The sequence below is a fragment of the Cupriavidus plantarum genome, from assembly GCF_905397285.1.
GTDB classification, from domain to species: Bacteria; Pseudomonadota; Gammaproteobacteria; order Burkholderiales; family Burkholderiaceae; genus Cupriavidus; species Cupriavidus plantarum.
The window spans coordinates 421,641-448,084 of record NZ_CAJPUX010000001.1; the positions used below are offsets into that span (position 1 = coordinate 421,641).

The following is a 26,444-nucleotide window of genomic DNA, read 5'->3' on the forward strand; positions in this document are numbered from 1 at the left end:
AGGGCGCCGACGACTTTTAGTGAGCGGCCTTCCACGCCTTGTATTCGGCCTCGGTCATGATCCACGCGGTCAGCAGCTGGCCATAGACGTCGAGCCGGTATCGCACCTCGAGCTTCTGGCCGACCAGCGCGTTCACGGGCGTCAGCTGCATGTCCGTCGAGAACACGCGCAACCCGGGCGCCATGCTCACGGTTTTGTCGCCCAGCCTGGCGGTCTGCGGGCCGGACGCGCTCGGCGAGGCCATGACGAGCCGCGCCTGCCCGGCATCGTCCGGAATCGCCCGGACCGGTGCGCCGACGCCCACGGGATTGTTGTTCGCGGGGCTGTCCGACACGATCGTCGCCTGCTGCGCCATCGCGGCCGGGGCCGCGACGAGCGGCAGGATCATCCACACGTGACGCAAAAGGCTCAATCGGGTCACGGCCCGGGTCACTGCAAAACGGCGGGGGAAAGCAACAGGCATTGCACGCTCCGACATGATGGTCACAACACAGGTCACAACACGAGGGGAACCCGCGATTCTACCCGCTCGACCGGTCCGCGGGCGAACGAAGAGGCAGTTCGCGACAGACTGGTACACTACGGGCCTTTCCTGTTCCGACGACGGTTGCAATCGACCCGTCACGCCGGCAAGCGCCCCGGGGCGCAAGTCACCGGCCATCCTGTGTCATGCCGCTCCACGATTGGCGCATCTTTGCGCGGCGAGCGGCTCAAGCGTCATTTCATGTCTTTTTCCGAACTAGGCTTGTCCGACAAGCTTGTGCGTGCCGTGGCCGAACAAGGCTACACCACGCCGACCCCGATTCAGGCGCAGGCGATCCCTGCGATTCTCAAGGGTGGCGACCTGCTCGCCGGCGCCCAGACCGGTACCGGCAAGACCGCGGGTTTCACGCTGCCGATGCTGCAACTGCTCAACGAATCGATCGAGCGCAATCCCGCTCCGCGCGGCCAGCGTGGCCCCGTGCGCGCGCTCGTGCTGACGCCGACGCGCGAACTCGCGGCGCAGGTCGAGGAGAGCGTGCGCAATTACGGCAAGTACCTGCGCCTTCGCTCGATGGTGATGTTCGGCGGTGTCGGCATCAACCCGCAGATCGACGCGCTCAAGCGGGGTGTCGATATCGTCGTGGCTACGCCGGGACGTCTGCTCGATCACGTTTCGCAGCGCACGATCGACCTGTCGCAGGTCGAACTGCTGGTGCTCGACGAGGCGGACCGGATGCTGGACATGGGCTTCATCCATGACATCCGCAAGATCCTCAACATCCTGCCGGCCAAGCGCCAGAACCTGCTGTTCTCGGCGACGTTCTCCGACGACATCCGCTCGCTCGCGGACCGTCTGCTGAACAACCCGGCCTCGATCGAGGTCGCGCGCCGCAACACCACGGCCGAAACGGTGGACCAGCGCGTCTATCCGGTCGATCGGGACCGCAAGCGCGAGCTGCTGGCGCATCTCGTGCGCGAGCACGACTGGCATCAGGTGCTGGTCTTTACGCGCACCAAGCACGGCGCCAACCGTCTGGCCGAACAGCTAACCAAGGACGGCCTGTCCGCGCTGGCGATCCACGGCAACAAGAGCCAGTCGGCGCGCACGCGCGCGCTGTCCGAGTTCAAGGCCGGCACGCTGCGCCTGCTCGTCGCGACCGATATCGCCGCGCGCGGCATCGATATCGACCAGCTGCCGCACGTGGTCAACTTCGATCTGCCCAACGTGCCTGAGGACTACGTGCACCGCATCGGCCGGACCGGCCGCGCCGGCGCCGAGGGTGAGGCGATCTCGCTGGTCTGCGTAGACGAGCATGGCCTGCTGCGCGATATCGAGCGGCTGATCAAGCGCCAGATCGAGCAGACCGTGCTGCCGGGCTTCGAGGTCGATCCGACCATCGCGCCGGAGCCGATCCAGAAGAGCCGTCAGGGCCGTGGCGGTAGCGGTCAGGGCCGCTCCGGCGGTCAGGGGGGGCAGGGTGCAAAGGGCGGTCAAGGCGGCGCGCAACGCGCGCAGGGAGGCGGCGCGCAACGCGCGCAGGGCCAGCGCCGCGAGCCCGCTCGCGCGCCGGCGCAGGCCGCGCCGTCGCCGCGTCAGCCGCAGGGCCAGAAGCCCGCCGCGCCGGCCAGGCCGCGCGGCGAGGCGCAGCCGGGCGCCCGGAATGGAGCGGCAAACGGGGCGAACGGGGCGAACGGGGCGAACGGTGTGAAGGCCGCGCACGGCTCGAACGGCTCGAACGGCGGTGGGCAGCGCAACGGCTCGCAACCGCGTGGCGCGCAGCCGCAGGGCGGGCAACGTTCCGCGCAGCCGCAGGGCTCGCAGCGTCCGGCGCCGCAAGGCCAACCGCAGCCGCACGCCCAGCAGAAGCGCCGTCCGGCACCGCAGGCCGCGTTGCTCGGCGGCCAGCGCAAGGGCTGAACGCCATGACCGCTCCGCTCGCGCCGAACGCCGACAGCGACGTACCGTATGCCGGCCTGACGCCCGAGCGGATTCTCGATGCGCTCGAGTCCACGGGACTGCGTTCCGATGGGCGTCTGCTCGCGCTCAACAGCTACGAAAATCGCGTCTGGCAGGTCGGCATCGAGGATGCAGCGCCCGTCATCGCCAAGTTCTATCGGCCGGGCCGCTGGACCGATGACGCGATCCGCGAGGAACACGCGTTCGTGCGCGAGCTCGCCGACGCGGAGATTCCCGCCGTGCCCGCGCTTCCGCTGCCCGATGCGGCGGGCAACGTATCGACCCTCCACGTGCATGACGGCTTTCGCTTCGCGGTGTTCCCGCGCTGCGGCGGCCGCGAACCCGCGCTCGATGTCGCGGAGACGCGCGTATGGCTCGGCCGGTTCATCGGCCGCATCCACGCCGTGGGCGCGAAGCAGCCGTTTGCCGCGCGACCGGCGATCGATATCGAGACATTCGGTGTGGCGCCGCGCGACTGGCTGCTGGCGCACGACTGCGTGCCGGCGGATCTGCTCGCGCCGTGGCGCGCGGCCGTCGACCTCGCGCTCGACGGCGTACGCCGCTGCTACGAGCGCGCGGGCGATGTCCGCATGCTGCGCCTCCATGGCGACTGCCATCGCGGCAACGTGCTGTGGATCGATGCCGACGACGCGCGTGGCAGGGGCGAGCCCGGTCCCCATTTCGTCGACTTCGACGACAGCCGCATGGGTCCCGCGGTGCAGGACATCTGGATGCTGCTCGAGGGCGACCGCGCCGCGATGCAGGATCAGCTCGCCGACATCGTCGCGGGCTACGAAGACTTCGCGGAATTCGAGACGCGCGAGCTGTGGCTCGTCGAAGCGCTCCGCACACTGCGGCTGATTCACTACAGCGCATGGCTCGCGAGCCGCTGGCGCGATCCCGCGTTTCCCGCCGCGTTCCCGTGGTTCGGCACGGCACGCTACTGGCAGGACCGCATCCTCGAACTGCGCGAGCAGATCGCGCTGATGGACGAACCGCCGCTCTGGGGATAAGCCCTCCGCGGGCGACCGGCTCCCGCAGTTCCAGCTACTTCCGGTTTTTCTCCGCCTTGATCATGATCACCGGGCACTCGGCCTGCGCCAGCACGCGGCCGGCCACCGAGCCGAGCACCGCATCGAAGAACGTGCCGCGTCCATGCGTGCCCATCACGATCGCTCCAGCATTCACCGATTTCGCATAGGCCAGGATCTTGTCCGGCGCAAAGCCGTGCAGCGCATGGCGCTCGAATGCGATATTGGCCCCGCCCAGAATGTCGCACACGGATTTCATCGCCTTCTCGCTCTCTTCGCGATGCCAGTCCTCGACGGCGTCCTTGCTGACGAAGGCGCGCACCTGTCCGGTGACATCGGGCGTGACATGCAGGACATGCACGGTGTAACCCGGCTGCAGCAGGTCGCCGCGGGTCAGGAAGCGCGCGGCTTCATCGCTGAACGGGGAGCCATCGGTAGCAAGCACGATCTGGGTCATGACTGATCTCCTTGAGCTAGAGGTATAGGGCCTGTGCCCATGTGCATCATGACAGTCGTTAAATTACGATGTCACGATTTGGATCAAACACATCGAAGGTTCGTTCCCGCGAGAGGAGACAACGTATATGCGTCGACAAGGCTTGCTGCCGCTGCAAGGCGTGCGCGTAGTGGAGTTCGAGGGCATCGGTCCCGGCCCGTTGTGCGGTGCGATGCTGGCCGGACTCGGCGCCACCGTGACGCTCGTCGCGCGGCCCGTGGCGCCCGATGCGCGACGGCTGTTGCTCGATGGTGACATGCCGCCGGAGGTTGCGCTCGATCATGACAAGAATGTCATGCCGCTCGACCTCAAGAGCGAAGCCGGACGCGCCGCCGCGCTCGATCTCGTCGCGGATGCCGATGCGCTGATCGAAGGGCTGCGCCCCGGCGTGATGGAGCGCCTGGGCCTCGGCCCCGCGGATTGCCACGCGCGCAATGCGCGGCTCGTGTACGGCCGCATGACGGGCTGGGGACAGACGGGTCCGCTCGCGCAGCAGGCGGGCCACGACATCAACTATCTCGCGTTGTCCGGGCTGCTGCATGCCGCCGCGCGCGATGGCGCGTTGCCAAAGACGCCGCCCACGGTGATGGGCGATGCGACCGGTGCGCTCGGCCTCGCGTTCGGCATCACGAGCGCGATCCTTCACGCGCGCGCGACGGGGCAGGGATGCGTCGTCGATGCGGCGATTACCGACATCGCGGCGATGCTGGGCGCCTTGCTCAACGTGACACGCGCCGCGGGCACCGTCGACGGGCCGCACCCGAGTCCGTTTCACGATTCGCCGTTCTACGATGTCTATCGCTGCGCCGACGGACGCGCACTGACATTCGGCGCGCTGGAGCCGCCGTTCTACCGGCAACTGCTCGCGCGCCTCGGCTTCGACGATGTCGACCCCGACGCGCAATACGATCGCGCGCTGTGGCCCGCGTTGAAGGCACGGCTCACCGCGGCCATCGCCGGTCAGCCGCTGGCATATTGGCGCGCGCGATTCGAGGGTACCGACGCCTGCTTCGCCCCCGTGCTGACGATCGACGAGGCGGCGCGGCATCCGCACAACGTCGCGCGCGACGTCTATCGCGTGTACGCCCACGCGGGACGCGAGGTCGTGCAGGCGATGCCCGCACCGCGCTTCACGCCCGCGCACGCGTCGTCGGCGGACGGCGCCCATTCCTGAAACTTCGACAACGCGATAAGCTCACTCCGTGCCGGTCAGCCGGTGCTTGCGAGCGAACTCCGCGAGGTCGATCATCGACTTCAGTCCCAGCTTCGTCATGATGCTGGTCTTGTGCGAACTCACGGTCTTGTTGCTGATGTGCAGCGTGTCGGCGATCGCCTTGTTGGAATGGCCCGCCGCGAGAAAACGCAGTACGGTCATTTCGCGGCGGCTGAGGCCCGCCATCGGGTCGCTGGATCCGCTCGCCATCCGGTGCAGCGACGCTAGCAGCTCGGCGGGGAAGACGACATAGCCGGCCATGACGGCCTGCAGCACCTGGCCAAGCTGGTCGAGGCCGGAGCCCTTGGCAACGTGTCCGTGCGCGCCCGCATGCAACGCGCGCTGCGCGGCGCTGTTGACCGCGGACAGCACGACGCGCCGGGCGGCGGGATACTTCTCCTCGACCGCTTCGATCACTACCTCGCCGGGCAATGACGGCAGGTCGAGGTCGACAATCACAACGTCGGGCGCAACCTCCTTCAGCGATTGCATGGCATCCGCGGCGGTCGCGGCTTCATGAGTCTGATAGCCGAGGTGCGCCGACAGATGCGAGGCAACGGCGACACGGACAGCGGGATGGTCATCAACGATAAGGGCTACGGGCATCGATATGCTCCTCGTGGAAAGGGGTGCGCTCAGGATAGGCGCTCACGTGCCGTTTGCATCCACGAAGCGTCCAAGAATGCATGCGGAAACGTCTGAAAATTCAGGCGGAAATTTCCGCACGCCCCTTGTCCCGTCCTTCCTCCGTCATCCGCGCGGGTCGAGCACGACCACGCCGCGCGCCTCGCGCCGTTCGAGCATCGCATGCGCGTCGGCCGCGCGGGAGAGCGGCAGCGTGGCGGCGACGGTCGGGCGGATCATGCCTTGTGCGATACCGTCGCGCAGGAAATGCAGCGCGCGCTGGATCATGTCGGGACGCTGGAAGAACGTCGGCAGGTACATACCCGTGAGCGTCTGCGCCTTGGCCATCAGCCGTCGTGGCGGGAGCGCTTCCCCGGGGCCCTGCGTGGAGCCGATGACGATGCATCGCCCCAGCATGCCGAGACAGCTGAAGTTCTGGTCGAAGACCTCGCCGCCGATCGTTTCCAGAATCACGTCGACGCCTTTGCCCTCGGTGTAATGCAGTACGGTCTCCGGCCAGCGCGGATAGTCGTATCCGATCGCATGATCGGCGCCAAGGCTGCGCGCGAACGCGCGCTTGTCTTCGCTGCTCGCGGTGCCGATGATTGTGCCGGCCCCGAGCATGCGCGCGATCTGCACCGCGAGGCTGCCCACGCCGCCCGCTGCGCCATGAACGAGCACGCTCTCGCCACGGCGCAGCGTCGTGCAGACGCACAGCGCGAGATACGCGGTCACGCCTTGGCAAGGCACGCTGGCCATCGCCACATCATCGGCATCGTCAGCGAGTTCGACGAGCATGTCGGCGCGCGCGACCGCGCGCTGCGCATACGCGCCCTTTGCCATCAGCGCCATCACCTTGCGGCCGATGAGGTAAGCGTGTGCCGCGCTGCCGCTTTGCACGACATGACCGACGACCTGCAGGCCGCCGATCTGCGGCAGCGTGACGCCGCCCACGCGCGTGTCGGCGCGGTTGTAGACGCCGAGGCGCTCACGGATGTCGGGGAAATTCACCCCGATCGCTGTCGTCTCGATGAGCACTTCATCGGGTCCGGGCGTGGGGTCGGGCAGCTCGACATAGTGGAGCACGTCGGGGCCGCCGAAGGTGCGGTACTGGATCGCTTTCATGACGAAGGAGAGGTTGCGTGCGCTCTGCAGGAACGGATGCCGCGCGTTAAGATGTCAGTCGTCATGAAAAAATAGCACCACGGGTCCGGCTCGGGAACTCCTCCGGGCTTCCCATCGCTTGTGAGAATTCGCACCAATGTTCGACTGGAATGACATGCGGCACTTCATCGCGCTGGCGGAAGCGGGCACGCTGTCGGGCGCGGCACGCCGCATGGCGGTGGAGCACGCGACGGTGGCACGGCGCGTGGCGGCGCTGGAGCAGTCGCTTGGCATCGCGCTCGTCCGTCGCGCCGCGCGCCGCTGGCACCTGACCGAGGCGGGCCGCGACATTGCCAGCGTGGCTGATGGCATGCAGGCGCAGGCCCACGCGCTCGAGCGCGCGGTCCTGGCGCGCCGGCATGGGCGCGCCGCGCGCGTGACCGTCAGCGCGCCGCCGGCGTTCGCGAGCATCTTCCTCGCCCCGCGGCTCTCCGCGTTCGGCGCGCGCCATCCGGAGATCGATCTCACGCTGCATGGCACGCAGGCGTTGGCATCGCTGCATCGGCAGGAGGCCGACATCGCGATCCGCGTCGGCCGGCCAACCGAAGTCGACTATGTGGCGCGCCGCATCGGACAACTCTCGTACGGCCTGTATGCGGCGCCCGCTTACACGGCGCTACCGCCAGAGCGGTGGCAGTTCATCGCGTACGACACGTCGTTCGATCACGCGCCCGAGCAGAAGTGGATCTACGAGATGGCGGCGGGCCGGCGTATCGGCTTTCGCAGCAACGACCTCATGAGCCAGCTCGCGGCGGCGCGGGGCGGCATGGGCGTGGCGGCGCTGCCGCGGTATCTGGCAGGCAACAAGGCGGGCATGAGGGCGGGCGAGGGCTTGGTGGCCGTGCCGGGCGACGCGCGGGCATTCACGCGGGACTTCTATCTGGTCGTGCATGCGGACATGCGGCGGCAGACGGCGATTCGCGCGGTGATGGACTTCGTGGCGGAGATCTTTGCGCGAGAGTTCCCAGGATAGGGCGTGCGCGGATGAGACGCGGATGAGAATTGAAAAAGGGGTTAGCTTGCGCTAACCCCTTCCCAAATACTGGTGGCGAATCAGGGACTCGAACCCCGGACCTGCGGATTATGATTCCGTCGCTCTAACCGACTGAGCTAATTCGCCAACGAAGACCGCAATTATACCTACGGTTTTCGGCCTGTCAACACCCTTTTGCTACATCGTTCAATCGTGGGCGTAGATGTCCACGTCCTTGGTCTCGCGGATGAACAGCGCGCCGATCACGAACGTCATCGCGGCGATGATGATCGGGTACCAGAGGCCGTAGTAGATGTTGCCGTTCTGGGCTACCAGCGCGAACGAGATCGTCGGCAGCAGGCCACCGAACCAGCCGTTACCGATATGGTAGGGCAGCGACATCGACGTGTAGCGGATGCGGGTCGGGAACATTTCGACCAGCATCGCCGCGATCGGGCCGTAAACCATCGTCACGTAGATCACCAGGATCACCAGCAGCACGAGCACCATGATCGTGTTCATCTGCGCGGGATCGGCCTTGGTCGGATAGCCGGCGGCGGCCATCGATTCGGCGACTTCCTTCTTGAACGCGGCGATCTGCTTCTTGCTCGCGTCGTCGAAGCTGTGACCGCCGACCACGCTGGCGTCGAATGCCTTGATCTCCTTGTCGCCGATCTTCACCGTCGCCACGGTACCGGCCGGCGCCTGCACCACGTCATAGCTTGCGGAGGCTTGCGCCAGCGTACGCTTGACGATGTCGCAGGAGCTGCGGAAGTCGATTTCGCGGGCGATCGGGCTGCCCTGGAACGAGCAGGTCTTCGGGTCGGCCGACACGACGATCTGCGCGCTCTGCTGCGCGCGCTCGAGCGCCGGGTTGGCATAGTGCGTCAGGCCCTTGAAGATCGGGAAGTACGTCAGCACGGCAAGCGCGCAGCCCGCCATGATGATCCACTTGCGGCCAATCTTGTCCGACAGCGAGCCGAAGAAGATGAAGAACGGCGTGCCGATGACCAGCGCGCCCGCGATCAGCAGGTTGGCGGTCTTCGCGTCGACCTTCAGCACCTGCGTGAGGAAGAACAGCGAGTAGAACTGGCCCGAGTACCAGACCACCGCCTGGCCGGCGGTCAGGCCGATCAGCGCCAGGATCACGATCTTCAGGTTACGCCATTGGCCGAAGGACTCGGTCAGCGGGGCCTTGGAGGTCTTGCCTTCCGCCTTCATGCGCTGGAATGCCGGCGATTCGCTCATCGACAGGCGGATGTACACGGACATCGCCAGCAGCAGGATCGAGAGCAGGAACGGGATACGCCAGCCCCAGACTTCGAAGTTCGCGCCGGTGATTTCGCGGCACAGCAGGATCACGATCAGCGACAGGAACAGGCCTAGCGTCGCCGTGGTCTGAATCCACGCGGTGTACGCACCGCGCTTGCCGTGCGGCGCGTGCTCGGCCACATACGTCGCGGCGCCGCCGTATTCGCCGCCGAGCGCCAGGCCCTGCAGCATGCGCAGCAGGATCAGGATGATCGGCGCGGCCCAGCCGATGGTCGCGTAGCTGGGCAGCAGGCCCACGATGAACGTCGACACGCCCATGATCAGGATGGTGACCAGGAACGTGTACTTGCGGCCGATCATGTCGCCGAGGCGGCCGAAGACCAGCGCGCCGAACGGCCGTACGATGAAGCCGGCCGCGAACGCGAGGAGTGCAAAGATGAAGGCGGAAGTCGGATCGAGCCCCGCGAAGAACTGCTTGGCGATGACCGCCGCCAGCGAACCGTACAGATAAAAGTCGTACCACTCGAACACCGTGCCGAGCGAAGAGGCCAGAATGACCTTCTTCTCCTCGCGCGTCATCGGTGCGCTGCTGGCGCCGCCCCCCGGCACCGCTACGTTCTGACCGTTTGCCATGTTGTTGTCTCCTCTACGTGCTCTACGTTGGGATCTTCGGTCCCCTCCGCCTGGCGCGTCATGCGCGCGCGTGCGGACTCCCGCACCGAAGTTGCAAACGATTGTGGGAGGCGAAACTTACTGAGTTCTGACAGCGATCGGCCGGAATGGTCGGGGTATACGCTAGCGATTCAGCACATGTAACCCGCGCTGCGGTGCGGCGTTTTTAGCGACAAAACAGGGCTGCCGGCGCCGTCTGCCGCATACCGCATGGTGCAATGCGCATCGTGCTATGCAGCATTCCGCGCGGATTTCGCGCCGGCGGCGTTCTCGGGCGCCACCGGATGGGTGTCGGCGTCCTTGTCCGCGACCGCCGTTACCGCCGTGCTTCCCACCGTCACGGTCCGGTCCGCACGGTTCATGCGCCAGGCGTAGAGCGCGGCCATCAGCACGTAGACGATCAGCGCACCCTGCGCGCCGACCCAGAACGAAAACGGCCAGCCGAAGAACGCGAAGCGCAGCTCCCGCGCGTACCAGGCGACGACGAACGTGACCACGAACCAGACCACGAGCAGCCCGGCGATCCAGCGCAGGTTGCGGCGCCACGCGCGGTGCTCGGCCGCGGTGGCGGGAGGAAACGCGCGTTTCATGCGGCCCCTCCGCCGCCGATCGCGTCGTCGCCATCCATCGGCGGCCGCCGCAGCGTGATACGGAAGCGCGCGCCCGCGCGGCGCGGATCGGTCTGCCAGACATGGTCGCCGATCGACACCTCGCCGCCATGCTGCTGCACGATCTCCCGCACGATGGCGAGGCCGAGTCCGCTGCCTTCGGTGTTCGTGCCCAGCACGCGATAGAAGCGTTCCATCACGCGTTGGCGCTCGCCGGCGGGAATGCCCGGGCCCGTGTCTTCCACGTCGAGGTACACGAATGGTTCGAACGCATCGGCGGTCACGCGCACGGTGGCATGCCCCTCGGCCGGTGTGTAGCGGATGGCGTTGTCGAGCAGGTTGTTGAGCATCTCCGTCAGCATCAGGCGGTTGCCGACGATCATCGCCGGGCGGTCGTCCGCTTCGAGGCCGAGGTCGATCCGCCGCGCCCACGCCTGCGGCAGCCAGTCCTTCACGACGTCGCGCGCGAGGGAGGCGAGATCGAGCGGCGCCATGCCGCCGACACCGGCCAGGTTTTCCATGCGCGCGAGCGACAGCAACTGCGTCACCAGATGCGCGGTACGTTCGGAGCTGCCAGCGATCTGCGCGAGCGAGCGGCGCAGTTCCTCGGGCGACTGTTCACGCTGCGCGAGCTCGGCCTGCATGCGCAGGCCCGCGAGCGGCGTCTTCATCTGATGCGCGGCATCGGCGATGAAACGCTTCTGCGTCTGCACCGATTGATCGAGCCGGGCAAGCAGGTCGTTGAAGGAGGCGACCAACGGTGTGATTTCCTGCGGCGCCGCGCGCTCGTCGATCGGGCTCGTGTCGCCGGGATTGCGGGCGCGAATGCGCTGCTGGATCGCGGTGAGCGGCGCGAGGCCGCGCGTGAGGCCGAACCACACGAGCACAACCGCGAGCGGCAGGATCACGAACTGCGGGAGGATCACGCCCTTGATGATTTCGTTGGCGAGCCGCGCGCGCTTGTCGAGCGTCTCCGCCACCTGCACGAGCACGGGCTGCGTGCCGCTCGCGTTCTTCAGTTCCACATAGGTGTAGGCCACGCGCACGTCGTTGCCGCCGACATGATCGTCGCGCAGCGATACGAGGCCCGCATGCGCCTGATCGTCTTCGGGCGGGAGCGGCAGGTCGTGGTCCCCCGCCACGTATTCGCCGCGCTTGCCCACCACCTGGTAATAGATGTTGTCGGATTCGTCGGCACGCAGGATCTCGCGCGCGGAGAGCGGCAGCTGGAGCGTCACGCGCCCATTGACCTCGCGCACCTGCTGCGACAGCACGATCGCGCTCGCTTCGAGCGACCGGTCGAACGGACCGTTGGCGATGGACTTGGCGACGAGGTACGTCACCGCGATGCTCATCGGCCAGAGCAGCAGCAACGGCGCGAGCATCCAGTCGAGGATCTCACCGAACAGCGAGCGGGGCGCAGGATGGGCGGCGCTTTCCTCGAGGTGGGGCAGCGCGTCGGCAAGCGCTTCGTCGGTGATGGAAGCGTCGGCGTTCTCCGCAACGGCTGGCGGTACCGACGTCGCGGCGGGCTGGCGGGAGAGGCGTCGCAACGGCAACCACAACAGACTCATCGCGACGGATCTCCGGGAGAGGGGCGTGCCGCGCGATCAGCCGTGCGCGGCCATCGCGGGCTGGAACTTCTCGAGGCAGTAGCCGAGGCCGCGCACCGTGGCGATGCGGATGCCGCCCACCTCGATCTTCTTGCGCAGCCGGTGCACGTAGACCTCGATCGCGTTGTTGCTGACTTCCTCGCCCCATTCGCACAGATGGTCGACGAGCTGCTCCTTCGATACGAGGCGGCCGCTGCGCGTGAGCAGGATCTCGAGCAGGCCGATCTCGCGCGCGGACAGGTCGAGCATCTGCTCGTTGAGGTAGGCGATGCGGCCGACCTGATCGAACGCGAGCGGACCGTGCCGCATGAGCGTGGCGCCGCCGCCCGCGCCGCGGCGGACGAGGGCGCGCACGCGCGCTTCCAGTTCCGACAGGGCGAAGGGCTTGGCCATATAGTCGTCGGCGCCGTGATCGAGGCCCTTCACGCGTTCATCGACGCTGTCCGCGGCGGTCAGAATCAGCACCGGGAGCATCGCGCCCCGCGCGCGGAGGCGCTTGAGCACCTCCAGCCCGGACATGCGGGGCAGGCCCAGATCCAGGATCAGCAAGTCGAAATGCTGGGTGGACAGCGCGGAGTCGGCCTCCACGCCATGGTTGACATGATCGACGGCGTAACCGGATTGGCGCAGCGAACGGGTGAGTCCGTCTGCCAGCACGTCGTCATCTTCTGCGATCAGAATGCGCATGATTTGTCTCCACCCTCGTTGCCGGCATGGTGCCAGCCGGGGCGGTTACCGGTGGGGCTTGCCAAGCATACTGTTTTTTTATACAGTACCCGACATTCCGCGCGCATGGCCGAATTGGGTCTGCGCAGGGGCGGGGGTACCTGAAACGCAGGGATTCGCAGGAGATTCGCCGGGGAAACCGGAGGATTCACCGCGAAACGCCAGCGCCGCGCCGCATGCGGCCTATTTTATACACCATTGACTGAAGGACGACCATGGACGACAAGAAGGCCGGCGCCGGCGTGAGCGCGGAGAAGCAGAAGGCGCTTGCCGCCGCGCTGTCGCAGATCGAGAAGCAGTTCGGCAAGGGCTCGATCATGCGGCTCGGCGATGGCGATGTCGAACAGGACATCCAGGTCGTCTCGACCGGCTCGCTGGGCCTGGACATCGCCCTGGGCGTCGGCGGCCTGCCGCGCGGCCGTGTGGTCGAAATCTACGGTCCGGAATCGTCGGGCAAGACCACGCTGACGCTGCAGGCCGTGGCTGAAATGCAGAAGACGGGCGGCACCTGCGCGTTCATCGACGCGGAACACGCGCTCGACGTGAGCTACGCCAGCAAGCTGGGCGTGAACGTCAACGACCTGCTGATCTCGCAGCCGGACACGGGCGAGCAGGCGCTGGAAATTGCCGACGCGCTGGTGCGCTCGGGCTCCATCGACATGATCGTGATCGACTCGGTGGCGGCACTGGTGCCGAAGGCCGAAATCGAAGGCGAAATGGGCGACTCGCTGCCGGGCCTGCAGGCTCGCCTGATGAGCCAGGCGCTGCGCAAGCTGACCGGCACGATCAAGCGCACGAACTGCCTCGTGATCTTCATCAACCAGATCCGGATGAAGATCGGCGTGATGTTCGGCTCGCCGGAAACGACCACGGGCGGTAACGCGCTCAAGTTCTACGCCTCCGTGCGCCTCGATATCCGTCGTATCGGCTCGATCAAGAAGGGCGATGACGTAATCGGCAACGAGACCAAGGTCAAGGTCGTGAAGAACAAGGTATCGCCGCCGTTCCGCGAGGCGTTCTTCGACATCCTGTACGGTCAGGGCATCTCGCGCCAGGGCGAGATCATCGACCTCGGCGTGGATGCAAAGATCGTCGAGAAGTCGGGCGCCTGGTACAGCTACAACGGCGAGAAGATCGGTCAGGGCAAGGACAACGCGCGTGAATACCTGCGCGAGAATCCGGACATCGCCGAGGAAATCGAAAACAAGGTGCGCGCCGCGCTGGGCGTGGCCCCGACCAACGGCAGCGCCGCCAAGGCCGCCGCGACGGCTGACGCGGACAACTGATCAGTCACAACGACTGGCACGCGATTGCCCTGTCCCTGATTGCCCTCTTCCTGATTGCCCTCTCCCCGAATGGACTGTCCCATGGCGGGGGAGGGCGCTTCATGATTACCCGCCCCCCGCTTTCCCTCAAGGCCCGCGCGATCGGATATCTGTCGCGGCGCGAGCACAGCCGTGTGGAACTCGCACGCAAGCTGGCGCCCCATGCCGAGTCCGCCGAGGAGGTCGAAGCGCTGCTCGATGCCCTCGAGCGCGAGAACTGGCTCTCCAACACGCGCTTCGTCGATAGCCTCGTCCATCGGCGCGCCAGCCGCTACGGCGCGGCCCGGGTGCTGCAGGAGGCCAAGACCCACAAGCTTGGCACCGAGCAGATTCAGGATCTGCAGGAACGGCTGCGCGAGACCGAGGTGGAGCGGGCGCGCGAGGTCTGGCGCAAGCGGTTCGGGGAGCCGCCGGATTCCGCTGAAGCACGCGCGAAGCAGATCCGCTTCATGATGGCGCGCGGTTTCTCGCGCGCGGTCATCGGCAAGGTCATCCGCGGCGCAGAGGACATTGACGACTAATCCCGTCGACCATCCACCGGCACATTATCCCGGACGACTGACGTCTGACATGCTGCTCAAAACGCGCATGGCACCGTTGTATACCTGCGCGCACAACAGGTGTATTCGCCCGCGTTTTTGTCGTGGCGCACTGCAGCGCCAAAAGTCGGTGCCGCCCGCAAACCGTTGCCCCAATTGAGTTTCCGGCCGATGACGGTGCAACAATCGTGACGAGACAGACTGCCGAGCAGGATGTTCCCGGTCCGGGGCTCGCGGCATGTTAAACTCCTTGGGTTTTTCGGCCCTCGGCGGCCGCGCGGCTTCAAGCCGCCAGCGCCGTCGCCGACCTGAGCCATAGAGCCGTAACGCCCCGATTCACGATCCTAGCCGGTCCCTGCATCCGTTCGCAGCATGCCCCTCTCCCCGCCCGTCAACCGCGCCCTGCGTCATCGTCGAGCCATCACGGCCGAGGCGTATCTGCGCGAGGACGGCCTGTGGGATATCGAGGCGCGGCTCACGGACACCAAGCCGCGGGACATTCCGCTGGCCGGAGGGGGCGTCCGCCCTCAGGGAGAACCGCTGCACGACCTGTGGCTGCGTGTGACGATCGACCTGCGCATGAACATCGTGGACGCCGAGGCCTGTTCCGACTGGGTGCCATACCCGACCCACTGCGACACGATCGGTCCGGCCTACCGCAAGCTGATTGGCCTGAACCTCATGCGCGGCTTCCGCAAGGCGGTGCGCGAGCGGCTCGGCAGCGTAGAGGGCTGTACCCATCTGACCGAACTGGCCGGCGTGCTGCCGACCACCGCCATTCAGGCCTTTGCCGGCGACGTGTTCAAGACGCGCGACGACGGCGCCAACGATTCCAACCCCGAACCGCCTTACCAGCTTCACGGCTGCCACGCGCTGCATTTCGAAGGCGAGGTGGTTCGGCAGTTTTACCCGCGCTGGTATGGTTACCAGCCGAAACCCCGGACCTCAGGCTGACCGTCACGGTCGGCCCACAGGCGAGAGCTGTTCGTCTCCCACGAATTTCTCCTTCTTCCCCCTTTTACGCCTACCCGAAAGGAAACACGCATGAATATCCATGAGTATCAAGGCAAGGAAATCCTGCGCAAATACAACGTGCCGGTTCCGCGCGGCATTCCCGCGTTCTCGGTTGACGAAGCCCTGAAGGCTGCTGAGCAGCTCGGCGGCCCGGTGTGGGTCGTCAAGGCGCAGATCCATGCTGGTGGCCGCGGCAAGGGCGGTGGCGTGAAGGTGGCCAAGAGCATCGACGACGTCAAGACCTACGCCAGCAACATCCTCGGCATGCAACTGGTCACGCACCAGACCGGCCCGGAAGGCAAGAAGGTCAACCGCCTGCTGATCGAAGAAGGCGCTGACATCAAGAAGGAACTGTACGTCAGCCTGGTCGTGGACCGCGTGTCGCAGAAGGTTGCGCTGATGGCCTCGAGCGAAGGCGGCATGGACATCGAGGAAGTGGCAGCCCACACCCCCGAGAAGATCCACACGCTGATCGTCGATCCGGCCGAAGGCCTGAAGGATGCCGACGCCGACGACATCGCCCGCAAGATCGGCGTGCCCGACGCGAGCGTTCCGCAAGCCCGCCAGGCGCTGCAAGGCCTGTACAAGGCGTTCTGGGACACCGACGCTTCGCTGGCCGAAATCAACCCGCTGATCCTGACCGGCGACGGCAAGGTCATCGCGCTGGACGCCAAGTTCAACTTCGACTCGAACGCGCTGTTCCGTCACCCGGAAATCGTGGCTTACCGCGATCTGGATGAAGAAGACGCCGCTGAAATCGAGGCTTCGAAGTTCGACCTCGCGTACATCTCGCTGGACGGCAACATCGGCTGCCTGGTGAACGGCGCCGGCCTGGCCATGGCCACGATGGACACCATCAAGCTGTTCGGCGGCGAGCCGGCCAACTTCCTCGACGTGGGCGGCGGTGCCACCACCGAGAAGGTGACCGAAGCGTTCAAGCTGATGCTGAAGAACCCGAACCTGAAGGCCATTCTGGTCAACATCTTCGGCGGCATCATGCGTTGCGACGTGATCGCCGAAGGCGTGATCGCGGCGTCGAAGGCCGTGTCGCTGTCCGTGCCGCTGGTCGTCCGCATGAAGGGCACCAACGAAGAGATCGGCAAGAAGATGCTGGCCGACTCGGGTCTGCCCATCATCTCGGCCGACGCGATGGAAGATGCCGCGCAGAAGGTCGTGGCCGCCGCCGCTGGCAAGTAAGCCGGTCCGCCCAACTAGCAAAGGATTACAGCATGTCGATTCTGATCAACAAAGATACCAAGGTCATCACGCAGGGCATCACCGGCAAGACCGGTCAGTTCCACACCCGTGGCTGCCGCGACTACGCTAACGGCAAGAACGCTTTCGTCGCTGGTGTGAACCCGAAGAAGGCTGGCGAAGACTTCGAAGGCATTCCTATCTACGCAAGCGTGAAGGATGCCAAGGCACAGACCGGCGCGACCGTGTCCGTCATCTACGTGCCGCCCGCAGGCGCCGCTGCCGCGATCTGGGAAGCCGTTGACGCCGATCTGGACCTCGTGGTCTGCATCACCGAAGGCATTCCCGTCCGCGACATGATGGAAGTCAAGGACAAGATGCGCAAGCAAGGCAAGAAGACCCTGCTGCTGGGACCGAACTGCCCGGGCCTGATCACGCCGGACGAAATCAAGATCGGCATCATGCCCGGTCACATCCACCGCAAGGGCCGCATCGGCGTGGTGTCGCGCTCGGGCACGCTGACGTACGAAGCCGTGGGCCAGCTGACCGCGCTGGGTCTGGGCCAGTCGTCGGCCGTCGGTATCGGTGGCGACCCGATCAACGGTCTGAAGCACATCGACGTGATGAAGATGTTCAACGACGATCCCGAAACGGACGCCGTGGTGATGATCGGTGAAATCGGTGGTCCGGACGAGGCGAACGCCGCGCAATGGATCAAGGACAACATGAAGAAGCCGGTGGTTGGCTTCATCGCCGGCGTGACGGCGCCTCCGGGCAAGCGTATGGGCCATGCTGGCGCGCTGATCTCGGGCGGTGCGGACACGGCGCAAGCCAAGCTGGACATCATGGAAGCCTGCGGTATCAAGGTCACCAAGAACCCGTCCGAAATGGGCCGTCTGCTGAAGTCGATCCTGTAAGTCGCAGGATCCGCACGTCGTGCGGTGACGGGCTGGTCATGCCAGCACGATCGCCGCAGACGTGGTATTTGTATTTCTCATTGCCCCCGCGCTGATGCCGGGGGCAATGTTCATTTTGGTGCGTTGCGTCTCAGGGTATGTCCCGAGGCCAACATGACAGGTTTGAAATCGAATCGAAAGGTTCGTACGATAAACCTGCATGTCTGTAAATTCAGACATCCGAAAGCCCGCAGTCAGCTGCATAGACTGGAAAGCGGGTGAAGATTTTCATAACGTTTGCATCACCGAGCTTAACGAGGAGCTTTGCCGTGGAATTGTTGTCCAGCAGTGCGTTTTGGATCGCGCTGGGTTCGATCATCCTGACCAACATCGTCCTGTCGGGCGACAACGCGGTCGTGATCGCGCTCGCATCGCGTAACCTGCCCCCCGCGCAGCAGAAGAAGGCCATTTTCTGGGGCAGTGCCGCCGCCATCATCATGCGCGTGGTCCTGACCGTCGCGGCTGTCAAGCTGCTGACCCTGCCGTACCTGAAGATCGTGGGCGCCATCCTGCTGGTCTACATCGGCGTGCAGCTGCTGACCGGTGACGACGACGAAGACGGTCACGACGCCAAGGACAACATCTGGGCCGCGATCCGCACGATCCTGATCGCCGACCTCGTGATGTCGCTGGACAACGTGGTGGCCGTGGCGGCCGCCGCGCAGAAGGGTCCCGAAGGCAGCCAGCTGATGCTGCTCGTGCTGGGCCTGGGCCTGTCGATTCCGCTGATCGTGTTCGGCAGCACCATCCTGCTGAAGGTCATGGAACGCTTCCCGATCATCATCGTGCTGGGCGCCGCGCTGCTCGGCTACCTCGCCGGCGAAATGCTCGTGAGCGATCCGGTGGATCACGTCTGGTTCGAAGCCAACGTGCCGCACGCCCACCTCGTGTTCGGCGCGATCGGCGCGGCCTTCGTGGTGCTGCTCGGCAAGCTGCTGCAGAAGCGCGGCCAGCGTCAGGCGGCCTGACGGCTTCGGTGCACGGCGCGATGGGGTTGAGGGCTTCAACGGGAGTCTGAAGCGAATCAGAATCGTCGCATTGCGTGTGCCGCGAGGATATGAAGAAGGGGGCGACCTGGGGTCGCCCCCTTTTCTTTTTGCGGTGGAAAAACAGCAGACTGCAACAGACTGTGACCGTTTCACGGCACTTGTGCTGGATCAAACGGTTCGGACCCTTCCGATGGGGATGATGTGTCACGTTTCGCGGCAAGCGGAACGTGTTTCCAACAACATTCTGAAAGGGTCAACCATGCAACATGCATTCTGCTTTCCCCGGCGCGCGGGCCACCGCCGCGCGCGCAGGACATCTTTCCATCAACGTGGCTTCACGCTGATCGAACTGATGATCGTCGTCGCCATCATCGCCATCCTCGCGGGCATTGCGATCCCGCAGTACCAGAACTACATCGCCCGCGCCCAATTCGCGGAGGGGTTGAGTCTGGCATCGGGACAGAAGGTCGGCGTCACCGAGTCGTACTCTTACGCTGGCTCCTGCCCGGACAACGCTTCGGCGGCGGCGGACGGCATTCCGCTGTTCACCGATATCACGGGCAACTACGTCAAGAGCGTGAAGGTCGGCGGCACCGCCGGGGCGAATGGCGGCTGCACTATCATCGCCGCCTTCAAGGACACCGGCGTCTCCTCCGGCCTCGCCGGGAAGGACGTCACGCTCACGATGATCGAGGCCGACAAGGGTTCGGTGAAGTGGGAATGCCGCTCTTCCGTTTCGGCGAAATATCTGCCGCGGGCTTGCTCGACCACGGAGGAGGGTGGTGTCCGCTGAGCGATTATGGTCAAGTGATTGATGCGGCGCTTCACGACGTTGAAGCGCCGCGTTCGCGTTGAGGCGCGCCTGCGGCAAATTGCCGGGGTTCGTCACTGTCATGTGACAAATCCTGTTTCCTGACAGCGGTATACGCGCGTTCGTCTGTCAAACTTTGTCACCTTTCGGCTCGAAACATACGGATTTCAGGCTGGCACACTCCCTGCATTATTGGCCCTGCATCACATGCAACAGGATGTATCGTCCTGTAACGAAATTCTCTTTGAGGGGTCAATTCCTATGCAACGGGTACAACTTAAAAAACTGGGCCGCCAAGCCCAGAAGGGCTTCACGCTGATCGAACTGATGATCGTTGTGGCGATCATCGGTATCCTGGCTGCTATCGCGATTCCGCAGTATCAATCGTATGTGGCGAAGTCGCAGGTGAACCGAGTGATTGGTGAAACGTCGGCACTGCGCACTGCGGCAGAGCTTTGCATCAACGAAGGCCGTACGCAGGTGGCATATCCGGAATCGAATGCGGCAGGCTTCTGCAATCTTGGTCGGACCGCCTCCAACTTGATTAACGGTAACGGTGGCATTGCCCAAGTCAATCTCGCGGGTGACGCGACCATCGTCGCGACGCTTGGTGGCGCCGCAGCGAATGCTGTGCAGGGCGCCACGATCACGTGGACTCGCGCGGCGGCAACGGGCACTTGGGCATGCGCCACTACGGCTGGCACCAACTCGGGCTGGAATGACTCCTACGCTCCCTCGAGCTGTGCCGTTGCTCCGGCGCAGGGTGGCAACGGTTAAGTAGACGACAAGCCTACAGCGAGCCTTTCCCTCGCCTAAGCTGAGAAAAAGCGCCTCCGGGCGCTTTTTCTTTGGGTGCCACGCTATCATGGTGCCTTTCCCTCCACCGCCCGCCTCATGTCCCCATCCCGGGCCCCTCTCCCCGCCGCCGCGCTGGTCGTAGCCTTCGCCTTCCCCCTGCTGGTCTCCCGCCACACGCTTCCCCTTGCGACCTTCTACGGTGAATGGGCCGCCGCGCTGCTCGGTGTCGCGCTGATCCTCGTGCTGGCGTTCTCCGCTAAAAGCAAAATCAGATTCGTCCCATGGATCGCGGCGTTGCCGCTGTGGTTGATAGCCACGACGCTGCTGCAGGCGGCAAGCGGCATGGACGACGTCACGGGCACCCGCTTGATGACGCAGGTGATGCTCGGCCTCGCCGCCGTCGTGATGGCCGCCGCATGGTGGACCGGGCAGGGCAAGTCAATCGCCGAGCGTGGGGAGATTGTCGATGCGCTCGCGTTGGCGTTCCTCGTGGCCGGCCTGCTCGGTGCGCTCACGCAGTGGGTGCAGGTGTTCCACCTCGAGCGCGAGATGTTTGGGCTCGTGTCCGAGTATTTCCATTCCGCCAACCGCCGCCTCTGGGGCAACCTCAATCAGCCGAACCATCAGGCGACCGTGCAGGGTCTGGCGCTCGTGGCGGCCGTGTGGATGGCCACGCGGGGCGCACTGCGGTTTCCCGCATGGCTGATAGCGGTGCTGCTCCTCGAGACGGGCATCGTGCTGTCGGGCTCGCGCACGGGGGTCGTTCACGTAGGCATCGCATCGGTCTACGCGTTGATCGCGGCCGCAATGGCGCGGCATGCAAGCCGGGAAAGGGAGGGAACGAGCGGGGGCACCAGCGGGGGAACTAGCGGGGGAACTAGCGGGGGAACTAGCGGCGAACCTGGCGGCAGGAACCGGCCGGCCAACGTGATGCAGCGCCCGACGGCGTTCGTGGTGATGGCGATCGTGATGGCCGCGTTGCTCTTGATCCTGCAGCCGCTGATCCGCGCCGCGGGGCAGACGTTCGGCTGGCAGCTCTTTGACACCATCGCGCTGATCCAGGCCGGCGGCCAGCTCAGCGGGCGGCATGCGCTGTGGGCGCACGCCTTGGCGATGTTCCACGCGCATCCGTGGCTCGGCATCGGCTACGGCGAATTCGGCTGGGCCGAATTCCAGCTGCTCGCGAAGGTGGGCGCACGGCCCGAAATGGCGCTGCACGCGCATAACGCCGTGCTCGACATGCTGGCCAAGACGGGGCTCGTCGGGACGGCCGGCGTGCTGCTGATCTTGCTCGCGTGGTTGTGGCGCGTGGTTCGCGACCGATTGCTGCGGGGGTATGGCGCGGAACATAGGGCCGACCTTAGTGTCGACCTTAATGTCGAGCTCAGTGTCGACCTAAGCGCGGACCGCGCGCAGACCGTGATGCTTCTCGCGTGGCTCGCGATGTTCGGCCTGCATTCGATGCTCGAATATCCGCTGCACTATCTCTACTTCCTGCTGCCCTTCAGCTTCCTGCTCGGATGGCTCGAAACGGGCGGCGCGGGTAGCGCGCGATGGGTGAAGCCGCTAGGCATCGTCGTCGGCGTGGCCGGGCTGGTGGTGCTCGTCACGACGTGGCAGGACTATCGCCGCGTGCAGGCCCGCGAGTACGCCCCCGAGGGGACGCGCGATACGCTGCCGCGCCCCGCGTACTGGTTCGATGCCTATGCCCGCGCGCAGACCGCGGAAGACGCGACGATCACCCCGGACAACGCGCGCGCACTGCTGCCATCGCATATCGCATCGGTGCATCTGCTGCCGATGCCCGCGACCATCGCGCGTACCGCATGGCTGTTCGCGCTGACGGGGGAGCAGGATCGCGCGCGGCTGTGGATGGATCGGCTGCGGTACTACTACCAGGGCGACGAGCGCGCGCAATTCGCGGCGCTGGCGCGGTCGTGCGAAGAACTACAGGAAGCCGGCACCGTGCAGGCGGCCGCGCAGCCGCGCGAGTTCTGCGCATGGGTCCGCGCGAAGTCGCGCCGTTGGCCGGAGCAGTGACGGGGCAGCGGTCCGGGCTTGAGCCTGAATCTGGGTCGGAAGTTGGGTCGGAAGTTGGATCAGACATCAGGCCGGTACCACGGCGAACGATAAAAAAGAGCGCACCGAAGTGCGCTCTTTTTTTTCGTGCTGGCTCACCGCACATACTCACCGCACATAACCCGGTGGCGGAGGCGGCGGATAGTAGGGCTGGTAGTTCGGCGGCGGCGCGGCCGCGCGGCGCGGCGCCATCTGCGACGCCATCGTGCCGTACACCGGCACGCGATTGCCGCTCGCGTACATGCATTGCGTGTAGGCCGAATCGTAACGTTGCTGCGTGCCGTAGCCCGACTCGTACGAATTGCCCGCGCCGACCGCGGCGCCCGTCAGCAGGCCGACGCCGGCGCCAACCGCCGCACCGGATCCGCCACCGAAGGCCGCGCCGGCCGCCGCGCCGAGCGCGGTACCGATCGCCGCGCTGCCTACCGCGCTGGCATTGGCATTCTGCTGCGCGGTGGTCCCGCCGACCTGGCCGTAGGCGTATTGGCGGCAGTTGTAGTCGTCCGAGCGGAACTGATCGAAGTTCTTGCCGGTGCCCGGGAGCGCCATCACGCTCGGGCCAGAAGGCAGGACCGCACAGGCGCCCAGCGCGAGCGTCGCGGTCAGAAGGATGACGATGGAACGGGTTTGCATGATCGCGTCCTCCTGTCTCAGGACCCAGCCGGCGGATGCGCGGGCACCTGCTCCCAGCCGCCCGGGCAGGTCTTCACATACGGGTAATAGCCCTCGGGCCGCGTGCAGTGATACCAGAACTGATTGGGGTTCGGATCCTGCCCGGCGGCGGGCGCACCGCCGTACGACTGGCTGCCATATTCCGGAGAGGCCGGCGCTTCCACCGGATTGCCATCGGCGCCCTGCTCGACATACTGCGGCGGCTGCGCCGGCACCGCGACGACGGCGGGCGGCGGATAGTAACCGGGGTAGTAGTACGGCCCGTAGGCCGGATAGCCCCAGCCAGGCCCCCAACCCGGGCCCCAGCCCGGACCCCATCCGGGTCCCCAGCCCGGCCCGACATACACGCCCACGCCAACACGCGTGCGCGCCTCCGCGGTGCCGCTGGCAAACGCAGCCACGGCCGCCGCGACCGCTACAACAAGAAGGCCAAACTTGCGCCCGTTCATGATCGATACCCCAAAGGTGTTTCTTGTATTTAACGCCAATTTGCCTCACGCGGCTGACCGCCGGGCACGTTCGAAATGTGACGTTACCTTTATTACGGGGCGGACAATGGCGTGTGCGGATTTGTACCGCGGCGATAACACGGCAGCGATACTTTCGCGCTCGACCGACGGGCGAAACGCGGTCAGGGGGCGACCCAATCCCCCGACTTCCCCCCATGTTTTTCCAGCAGCTTTACGTTGCCGATCACCATGCCGCGGTCCACGGCCTTGCACATGTCGTAGATCGTCAGCAGGGCGACCTGTACGCCCGTCAGCGCTTCCATTTCCACGCCGGTCTGGCCGTGGGTTTCGGTGCGGACGATGCAGGCGATGGTGGCGCTTGGCGGGTCGAGGGCGAAGTCTACGGCGACCTTGGTCAGGCCGATGGGGTGGCAGAGGGGGATCAGGTCCGAGGTGCGCTTGGTGGCCATGATCGCCGCGACGCGGGCGATGCCCAGGACGTCGCCTTTGCGGGCGTTGCCGTCGCGTACCAGCGCGAAGGTTTCCGGTTCCATCGTGATGGTGCCGGTGGCGACCGCCACGCGATGGGTGCTGGCCTTGTTGCCGACGTCGACCATGTGCGCCTGGCCGGCCTTGTCGAAGTGTGTGAGCTCGCTCATGACGGGAAGGAAGACGAAATTCGGGTGAGATCGGGAAAAAAACCCGGCGATGGAAATCGCGGGAAGGGCTTGCCCGATGGGAACGGGCAGCGCAGGCCGCTATCATAGCAACATGCCCGATTTCCCATGGTCCGGGCGCGGCGCTTGTTCTACCGCGCGTGATGACATCTCGCGTGACGACGCCTGCCGCTCCGGTCATCCTGCCCCTGTCGCTGGCGTGCGCGCCAATGCCGCTGCCGCCGCCGTGCCCGCCATGCGCGCGGCGCCGCGCCTGCGCGTCCGCGTGCTGGCCGCGGCCCTCGTGATGACGATGTCGGCGCCGGCCTGGCCGCAGGCGCCGCTGGGCACACCGCCCGCCGGGCGGCTCGCGCAGGCTTCGCTGCCTATGGGCGCCCCCGCGGCAGGCGCGCAGCGCGCTTCGGGTGGTAACGGCACTCCGGCCACGTCCAGCACGTCCAGCACGTCCGCCGCGTCCAGCACGTTGGGCACGTCCGGTACGTTGGGTACGTTGGGCGCCTCAGGAACATCGGCCTCGCTCGGCAGTCCCTCCACCTTGAGCGGCGACGCCAGCGATCAGGTCTACGACAACCTGAACCGCAGCGTGCGCGCGGGCCAGAAGTCGGAATTCGGCCTGCGGACGAACAATCCCGTGGTGGAAAGCGGCGGCATCCAGCTGCCCGATCTCGGCGATCCGGCCAGCGCCTCGCTGTCGCCCGACATGGAGAAGCGGCTCGGCGACCGCATCATGCGCGACATCCGCCGCGATCCCGACTACATCACCGATCCGCTGCTGTCCGATTACCTGAACGCGCTCGGCTACCGGCTCGTGCAAGCCGCGCGCCGGCAGAACATCGCGGCCGGCGCCGGTACGTTCACCACGGGATTCGAACTGTTCGGCGTGCGCGATCGCACCATCAACGCGTTCGCGCTGCCCGGCGGCTATATCGGCGTGCACACGGGCCTGCTCGTGCAGTCGGAAACCGAATCGGAACTCGCCTCGGTGCTCGGCCACGAAATCGGTCACGTGCTCCAGCGCCATATCGCGCGCGGCATCACGAGCCAGGACCAGTCGATGTGGATCGCGCTCGCGGCGATGGTGCTCGCCGGACTGGCCGCGACAAAGAGCGGCGACGCGGCCGCCGCGCTCGCGATGGGCGGCCAGGGCGCCGCGATCGCTAACCAGCTGTCGTTCTCGCGGGGCGCGGAACGCGAAGCCGATCGCGTCGGCTTCCAGATCATGACGGCGGCGGGCTTCGATCCGCAAGGCATGCCCGACTTCTTCGCGCGGCTGCAGCGCGTGATGGGGATCTCCGAAAGTTCGGTGCCCGCCTACGTCCGCACCCACCCGCTGACGTCCGAGCGTCTCGCCGACATGCAGGACCGCGTCCGCCACGTGGCGGCGCGCAAGGTCGGCAATACGCCCGAATACGAGTTCGCGCGGGTGCGGGCACGCGTCATCCAGGACAAGGATCGCGCGGACCTGATCGCCTCGCGCACGACGTTCCAGAACCAGATGGCCACGGCCTCGCCGGTCCGCCTGCCCGCGCTGTACTACGGCGTGGCGTTCGCCGAGCAACGCCTGCAGCGTTACCAAAAGGCAGACGAGGCGCTGATGGAGGCGCGGCGCCTGTACGGCAATATTCCCGGTGCGGCATCGGGCAGCCCAATGCTCGACGTGATGGCGATCCAGCTCGCGCTGCAGGAGAAGCGGCCCCAGGATGCGCTGACGCAGGCTTCCGCATCGCTGCGCGCATATCCGCTGTCTCATGCGGTGGCATTGAACTATGCCGACACGCTGCTGGCCACGGGGCGGCTCGACGACGCGGTGACGTTCATCCGGTCGCGCACGCGCGAGGAGTCCTCGCGCAGCGAATGGTGGGATCTGCTCGCGCGCGCCTATGCGGCGCAGGGCAAGCGTCTGCAGCAGCATCAGGCGCTGGCGGAAAAGTATGCGATGGATGGCTCGTATCAGGCCGCCATCGAACAACTTCAGATCGCGCGGAAGGCTGGCGATGGCGATTTCTACACGCTGTCTGAGGTCGACGCGCGGCTGCATCAGCTCGAGCGCCAGTTCCGCGAAGAGAAGCAGGACAACAAGGGCATGCCGAACTGATCGGCGGCGCCCGG

General features: G+C 65.9%; 25 protein-coding genes and 1 tRNA gene. 14 read left to right on the top strand and 12 right to left on the bottom strand.

The window, feature by feature from the left end; genetic code table 11:
- Positions 1–16 precede the first annotated feature (16 nt).
- Complete coding sequence (locus KHP16_RS01985; RefSeq protein WP_211959494.1) at positions 17–421, bottom strand: hypothetical protein; 405 nt, start codon at positions 419–421, stop codon at positions 17–19.
- 303 nt (positions 422–724) lie between these two features.
- On the opposite strand from KHP16_RS01985, the gene KHP16_RS01990 reads away from it, so the two are divergent.
- Both KHP16_RS01990 and KHP16_RS01995 read left to right on the top strand, forming a co-directional pair.
- On the top strand, positions 725–2,401 hold the full coding sequence (locus tag KHP16_RS01990; RefSeq protein WP_211959495.1) for a DEAD/DEAH box helicase: 1,677 nt from the start codon (positions 725–727) through the stop codon (positions 2,399–2,401).
- Between the two features lie 5 nt (positions 2,402–2,406).
- A complete protein-coding gene (locus KHP16_RS01995) occupies positions 2,407–3,453 on the top strand; it encodes a serine/threonine protein kinase (protein ID WP_211959496.1) in 1,047 nt (348 codons plus the stop codon).
- A gap of 34 nt (positions 3,454–3,487) precedes the next feature.
- Here the strand turns inward: KHP16_RS01995 and KHP16_RS02000 are convergent, their stop codons facing one another.
- The gene (locus KHP16_RS02000) at positions 3,488–3,928 is read right to left on the bottom strand and encodes a universal stress protein (protein ID WP_109582038.1); all 441 of its coding nucleotides are present in this window, start codon (positions 3,926–3,928) and stop codon (positions 3,488–3,490) included.
- Between the two features lie 127 nt (positions 3,929–4,055).
- Here KHP16_RS02000 and KHP16_RS02005 point away from each other — a divergent pair, with 127 nt between their 5' ends.
- A complete protein-coding gene (locus KHP16_RS02005; protein WP_115953774.1) occupies positions 4,056–5,141 on the top strand; it encodes a CaiB/BaiF CoA transferase family protein in 1,086 nt (361 codons plus the stop codon).
- A 21-nt stretch (positions 5,142–5,162) separates the two neighbouring features.
- On the opposite strand, the gene KHP16_RS02010 is transcribed toward KHP16_RS02005, so the two are convergent.
- Both KHP16_RS02010 and KHP16_RS02015 read right to left on the bottom strand, forming a co-directional pair.
- Positions 5,163–5,786, bottom strand: a complete 624-nt coding sequence (locus KHP16_RS02010; protein WP_115953773.1) for a response regulator transcription factor — start codon at positions 5,784–5,786, stop codon at positions 5,163–5,165.
- 144 nt (positions 5,787–5,930) lie between these two features.
- On the bottom strand, positions 5,931–6,929 hold the full coding sequence (locus KHP16_RS02015; protein ID WP_211959497.1) for a quinone oxidoreductase family protein: 999 nt from the start codon (positions 6,927–6,929) through the stop codon (positions 5,931–5,933).
- 136 nt (positions 6,930–7,065) lie between these two features.
- Between KHP16_RS02015 and KHP16_RS02020 the strand changes: the two genes are divergently transcribed.
- Positions 7,066–7,941 carry a LysR family transcriptional regulator gene (locus KHP16_RS02020; RefSeq protein ID WP_211959498.1) on the top strand — a complete coding sequence of 292 codons (876 nt, stop codon included), beginning with the start codon at positions 7,066–7,068 and terminating at the stop codon, positions 7,939–7,941.
- A gap of 70 nt (positions 7,942–8,011) precedes the next feature.
- Here KHP16_RS02020 and KHP16_RS02025 read toward each other — a convergent pair.
- From KHP16_RS02025 to KHP16_RS02045, 5 genes are all read right to left on the bottom strand, one after another.
- A tRNA-Met gene (locus KHP16_RS02025) sits at positions 8,012–8,088 on the bottom strand.
- Between the two features lie 60 nt (positions 8,089–8,148).
- On the bottom strand, positions 8,149–9,846 hold the full coding sequence (locus tag KHP16_RS02030) for an MFS transporter (protein ID WP_109582028.1): 1,698 nt from the start codon (positions 9,844–9,846) through the stop codon (positions 8,149–8,151).
- Between the two features lie 269 nt (positions 9,847–10,115).
- A complete protein-coding gene (locus KHP16_RS02035) occupies positions 10,116–10,475 on the bottom strand; it encodes a DUF4212 domain-containing protein (RefSeq protein WP_211959499.1) in 360 nt (119 codons plus the stop codon).
- Positions 10,472–12,067 carry a sensor histidine kinase gene (locus tag KHP16_RS02040; RefSeq protein WP_109582027.1) on the bottom strand — a complete coding sequence of 532 codons (1,596 nt, stop codon included), beginning with the start codon at positions 12,065–12,067 and terminating at the stop codon, positions 10,472–10,474. The genes KHP16_RS02035 and KHP16_RS02040 overlap by 4 nt, the downstream gene beginning before the upstream one ends.
- A gap of 36 nt (positions 12,068–12,103) precedes the next feature.
- Positions 12,104–12,793, bottom strand: coding sequence for a response regulator (locus tag KHP16_RS02045; RefSeq protein WP_109582026.1), 690 nt, complete (start codon positions 12,791–12,793; stop codon positions 12,104–12,106).
- A gap of 254 nt (positions 12,794–13,047) precedes the next feature.
- On the opposite strand from KHP16_RS02045, the gene recA reads away from it, so the two are divergent.
- The 9 genes from recA to KHP16_RS02090 all read left to right on the top strand — a co-directional run bounded on the left by recA (position 13,048) and on the right by KHP16_RS02090 (position 22,498).
- Positions 13,048–14,118 carry a recombinase RecA gene (recA, locus tag KHP16_RS02050; RefSeq protein ID WP_109582025.1) on the top strand — a complete coding sequence of 357 codons (1,071 nt, stop codon included), beginning with the start codon at positions 13,048–13,050 and terminating at the stop codon, positions 14,116–14,118.
- A 101-nt stretch (positions 14,119–14,219) separates the two neighbouring features.
- A complete protein-coding gene (gene recX / locus KHP16_RS02055) occupies positions 14,220–14,678 on the top strand; it encodes a recombination regulator RecX (RefSeq protein WP_115953768.1) in 459 nt (152 codons plus the stop codon).
- 390 nt (positions 14,679–15,068) lie between these two features.
- Entirely contained in the window at positions 15,069–15,650 is a 582-nt protein-coding gene (locus KHP16_RS02060) for a DUF2889 domain-containing protein (protein WP_109582023.1), read from the top strand.
- A 90-nt stretch (positions 15,651–15,740) separates the two neighbouring features.
- Positions 15,741–16,907 (top strand): ADP-forming succinate--CoA ligase subunit beta, encoded by a 1,167-nt coding sequence (sucC, locus tag KHP16_RS02065; protein ID WP_109582022.1) that lies wholly within the window; start codon positions 15,741–15,743, stop codon positions 16,905–16,907.
- A gap of 32 nt (positions 16,908–16,939) precedes the next feature.
- Positions 16,940–17,821 carry a succinate--CoA ligase subunit alpha gene (sucD, locus tag KHP16_RS02070; RefSeq protein ID WP_109582021.1) on the top strand — a complete coding sequence of 294 codons (882 nt, stop codon included), beginning with the start codon at positions 16,940–16,942 and terminating at the stop codon, positions 17,819–17,821.
- Positions 17,822–18,129: 308 nt separating this feature from the next.
- Positions 18,130–18,828, top strand: a complete 699-nt coding sequence (locus KHP16_RS02075) for a TerC family protein (protein ID WP_109582020.1) — start codon at positions 18,130–18,132, stop codon at positions 18,826–18,828.
- Positions 18,829–18,904: 76 nt separating this feature from the next.
- Positions 18,905–19,642, top strand: a complete 738-nt coding sequence (locus KHP16_RS28500) for a pilin (RefSeq protein WP_280528124.1) — start codon at positions 18,905–18,907, stop codon at positions 19,640–19,642.
- 279 nt (positions 19,643–19,921) lie between these two features.
- A complete protein-coding gene (locus tag KHP16_RS02085) occupies positions 19,922–20,437 on the top strand; it encodes a pilin (RefSeq protein WP_208648252.1) in 516 nt (171 codons plus the stop codon).
- Positions 20,438–20,554: 117 nt separating this feature from the next.
- Positions 20,555–22,498, top strand: a complete 1,944-nt coding sequence (locus tag KHP16_RS02090; RefSeq protein ID WP_211959500.1) for a PglL family O-oligosaccharyltransferase — start codon at positions 20,555–20,557, stop codon at positions 22,496–22,498.
- A gap of 147 nt (positions 22,499–22,645) precedes the next feature.
- Here the strand turns inward: KHP16_RS02090 and KHP16_RS02095 are convergent, their stop codons facing one another.
- The 3 genes from KHP16_RS02095 to moaC all read right to left on the bottom strand — a co-directional run bounded on the left by KHP16_RS02095 (position 22,646) and on the right by moaC (position 24,317).
- Positions 22,646–23,170 carry a YMGG-like glycine zipper-containing protein gene (locus KHP16_RS02095; RefSeq protein ID WP_109582017.1) on the bottom strand — a complete coding sequence of 175 codons (525 nt, stop codon included), beginning with the start codon at positions 23,168–23,170 and terminating at the stop codon, positions 22,646–22,648.
- A 17-nt stretch (positions 23,171–23,187) separates the two neighbouring features.
- Positions 23,188–23,658: a hypothetical protein gene (locus KHP16_RS02100; protein WP_211959501.1), complete on the bottom strand. Its 471-nt coding sequence runs from the start codon at positions 23,656–23,658 to the stop codon at positions 23,188–23,190.
- 182 nt (positions 23,659–23,840) lie between these two features.
- Complete coding sequence (gene moaC, locus KHP16_RS02105) at positions 23,841–24,317, bottom strand: cyclic pyranopterin monophosphate synthase MoaC (RefSeq protein WP_109582015.1); 477 nt, start codon at positions 24,315–24,317, stop codon at positions 23,841–23,843.
- Between the two features lie 253 nt (positions 24,318–24,570).
- Here moaC and KHP16_RS02110 point away from each other — a divergent pair, with 253 nt between their 5' ends.
- Positions 24,571–26,430 (top strand): beta-barrel assembly-enhancing protease, encoded by a 1,860-nt coding sequence (locus KHP16_RS02110; protein WP_415831171.1) that lies wholly within the window; start codon positions 24,571–24,573, stop codon positions 26,428–26,430.
- The last annotated feature ends 14 nt before the right edge of the window (positions 26,431–26,444 follow it).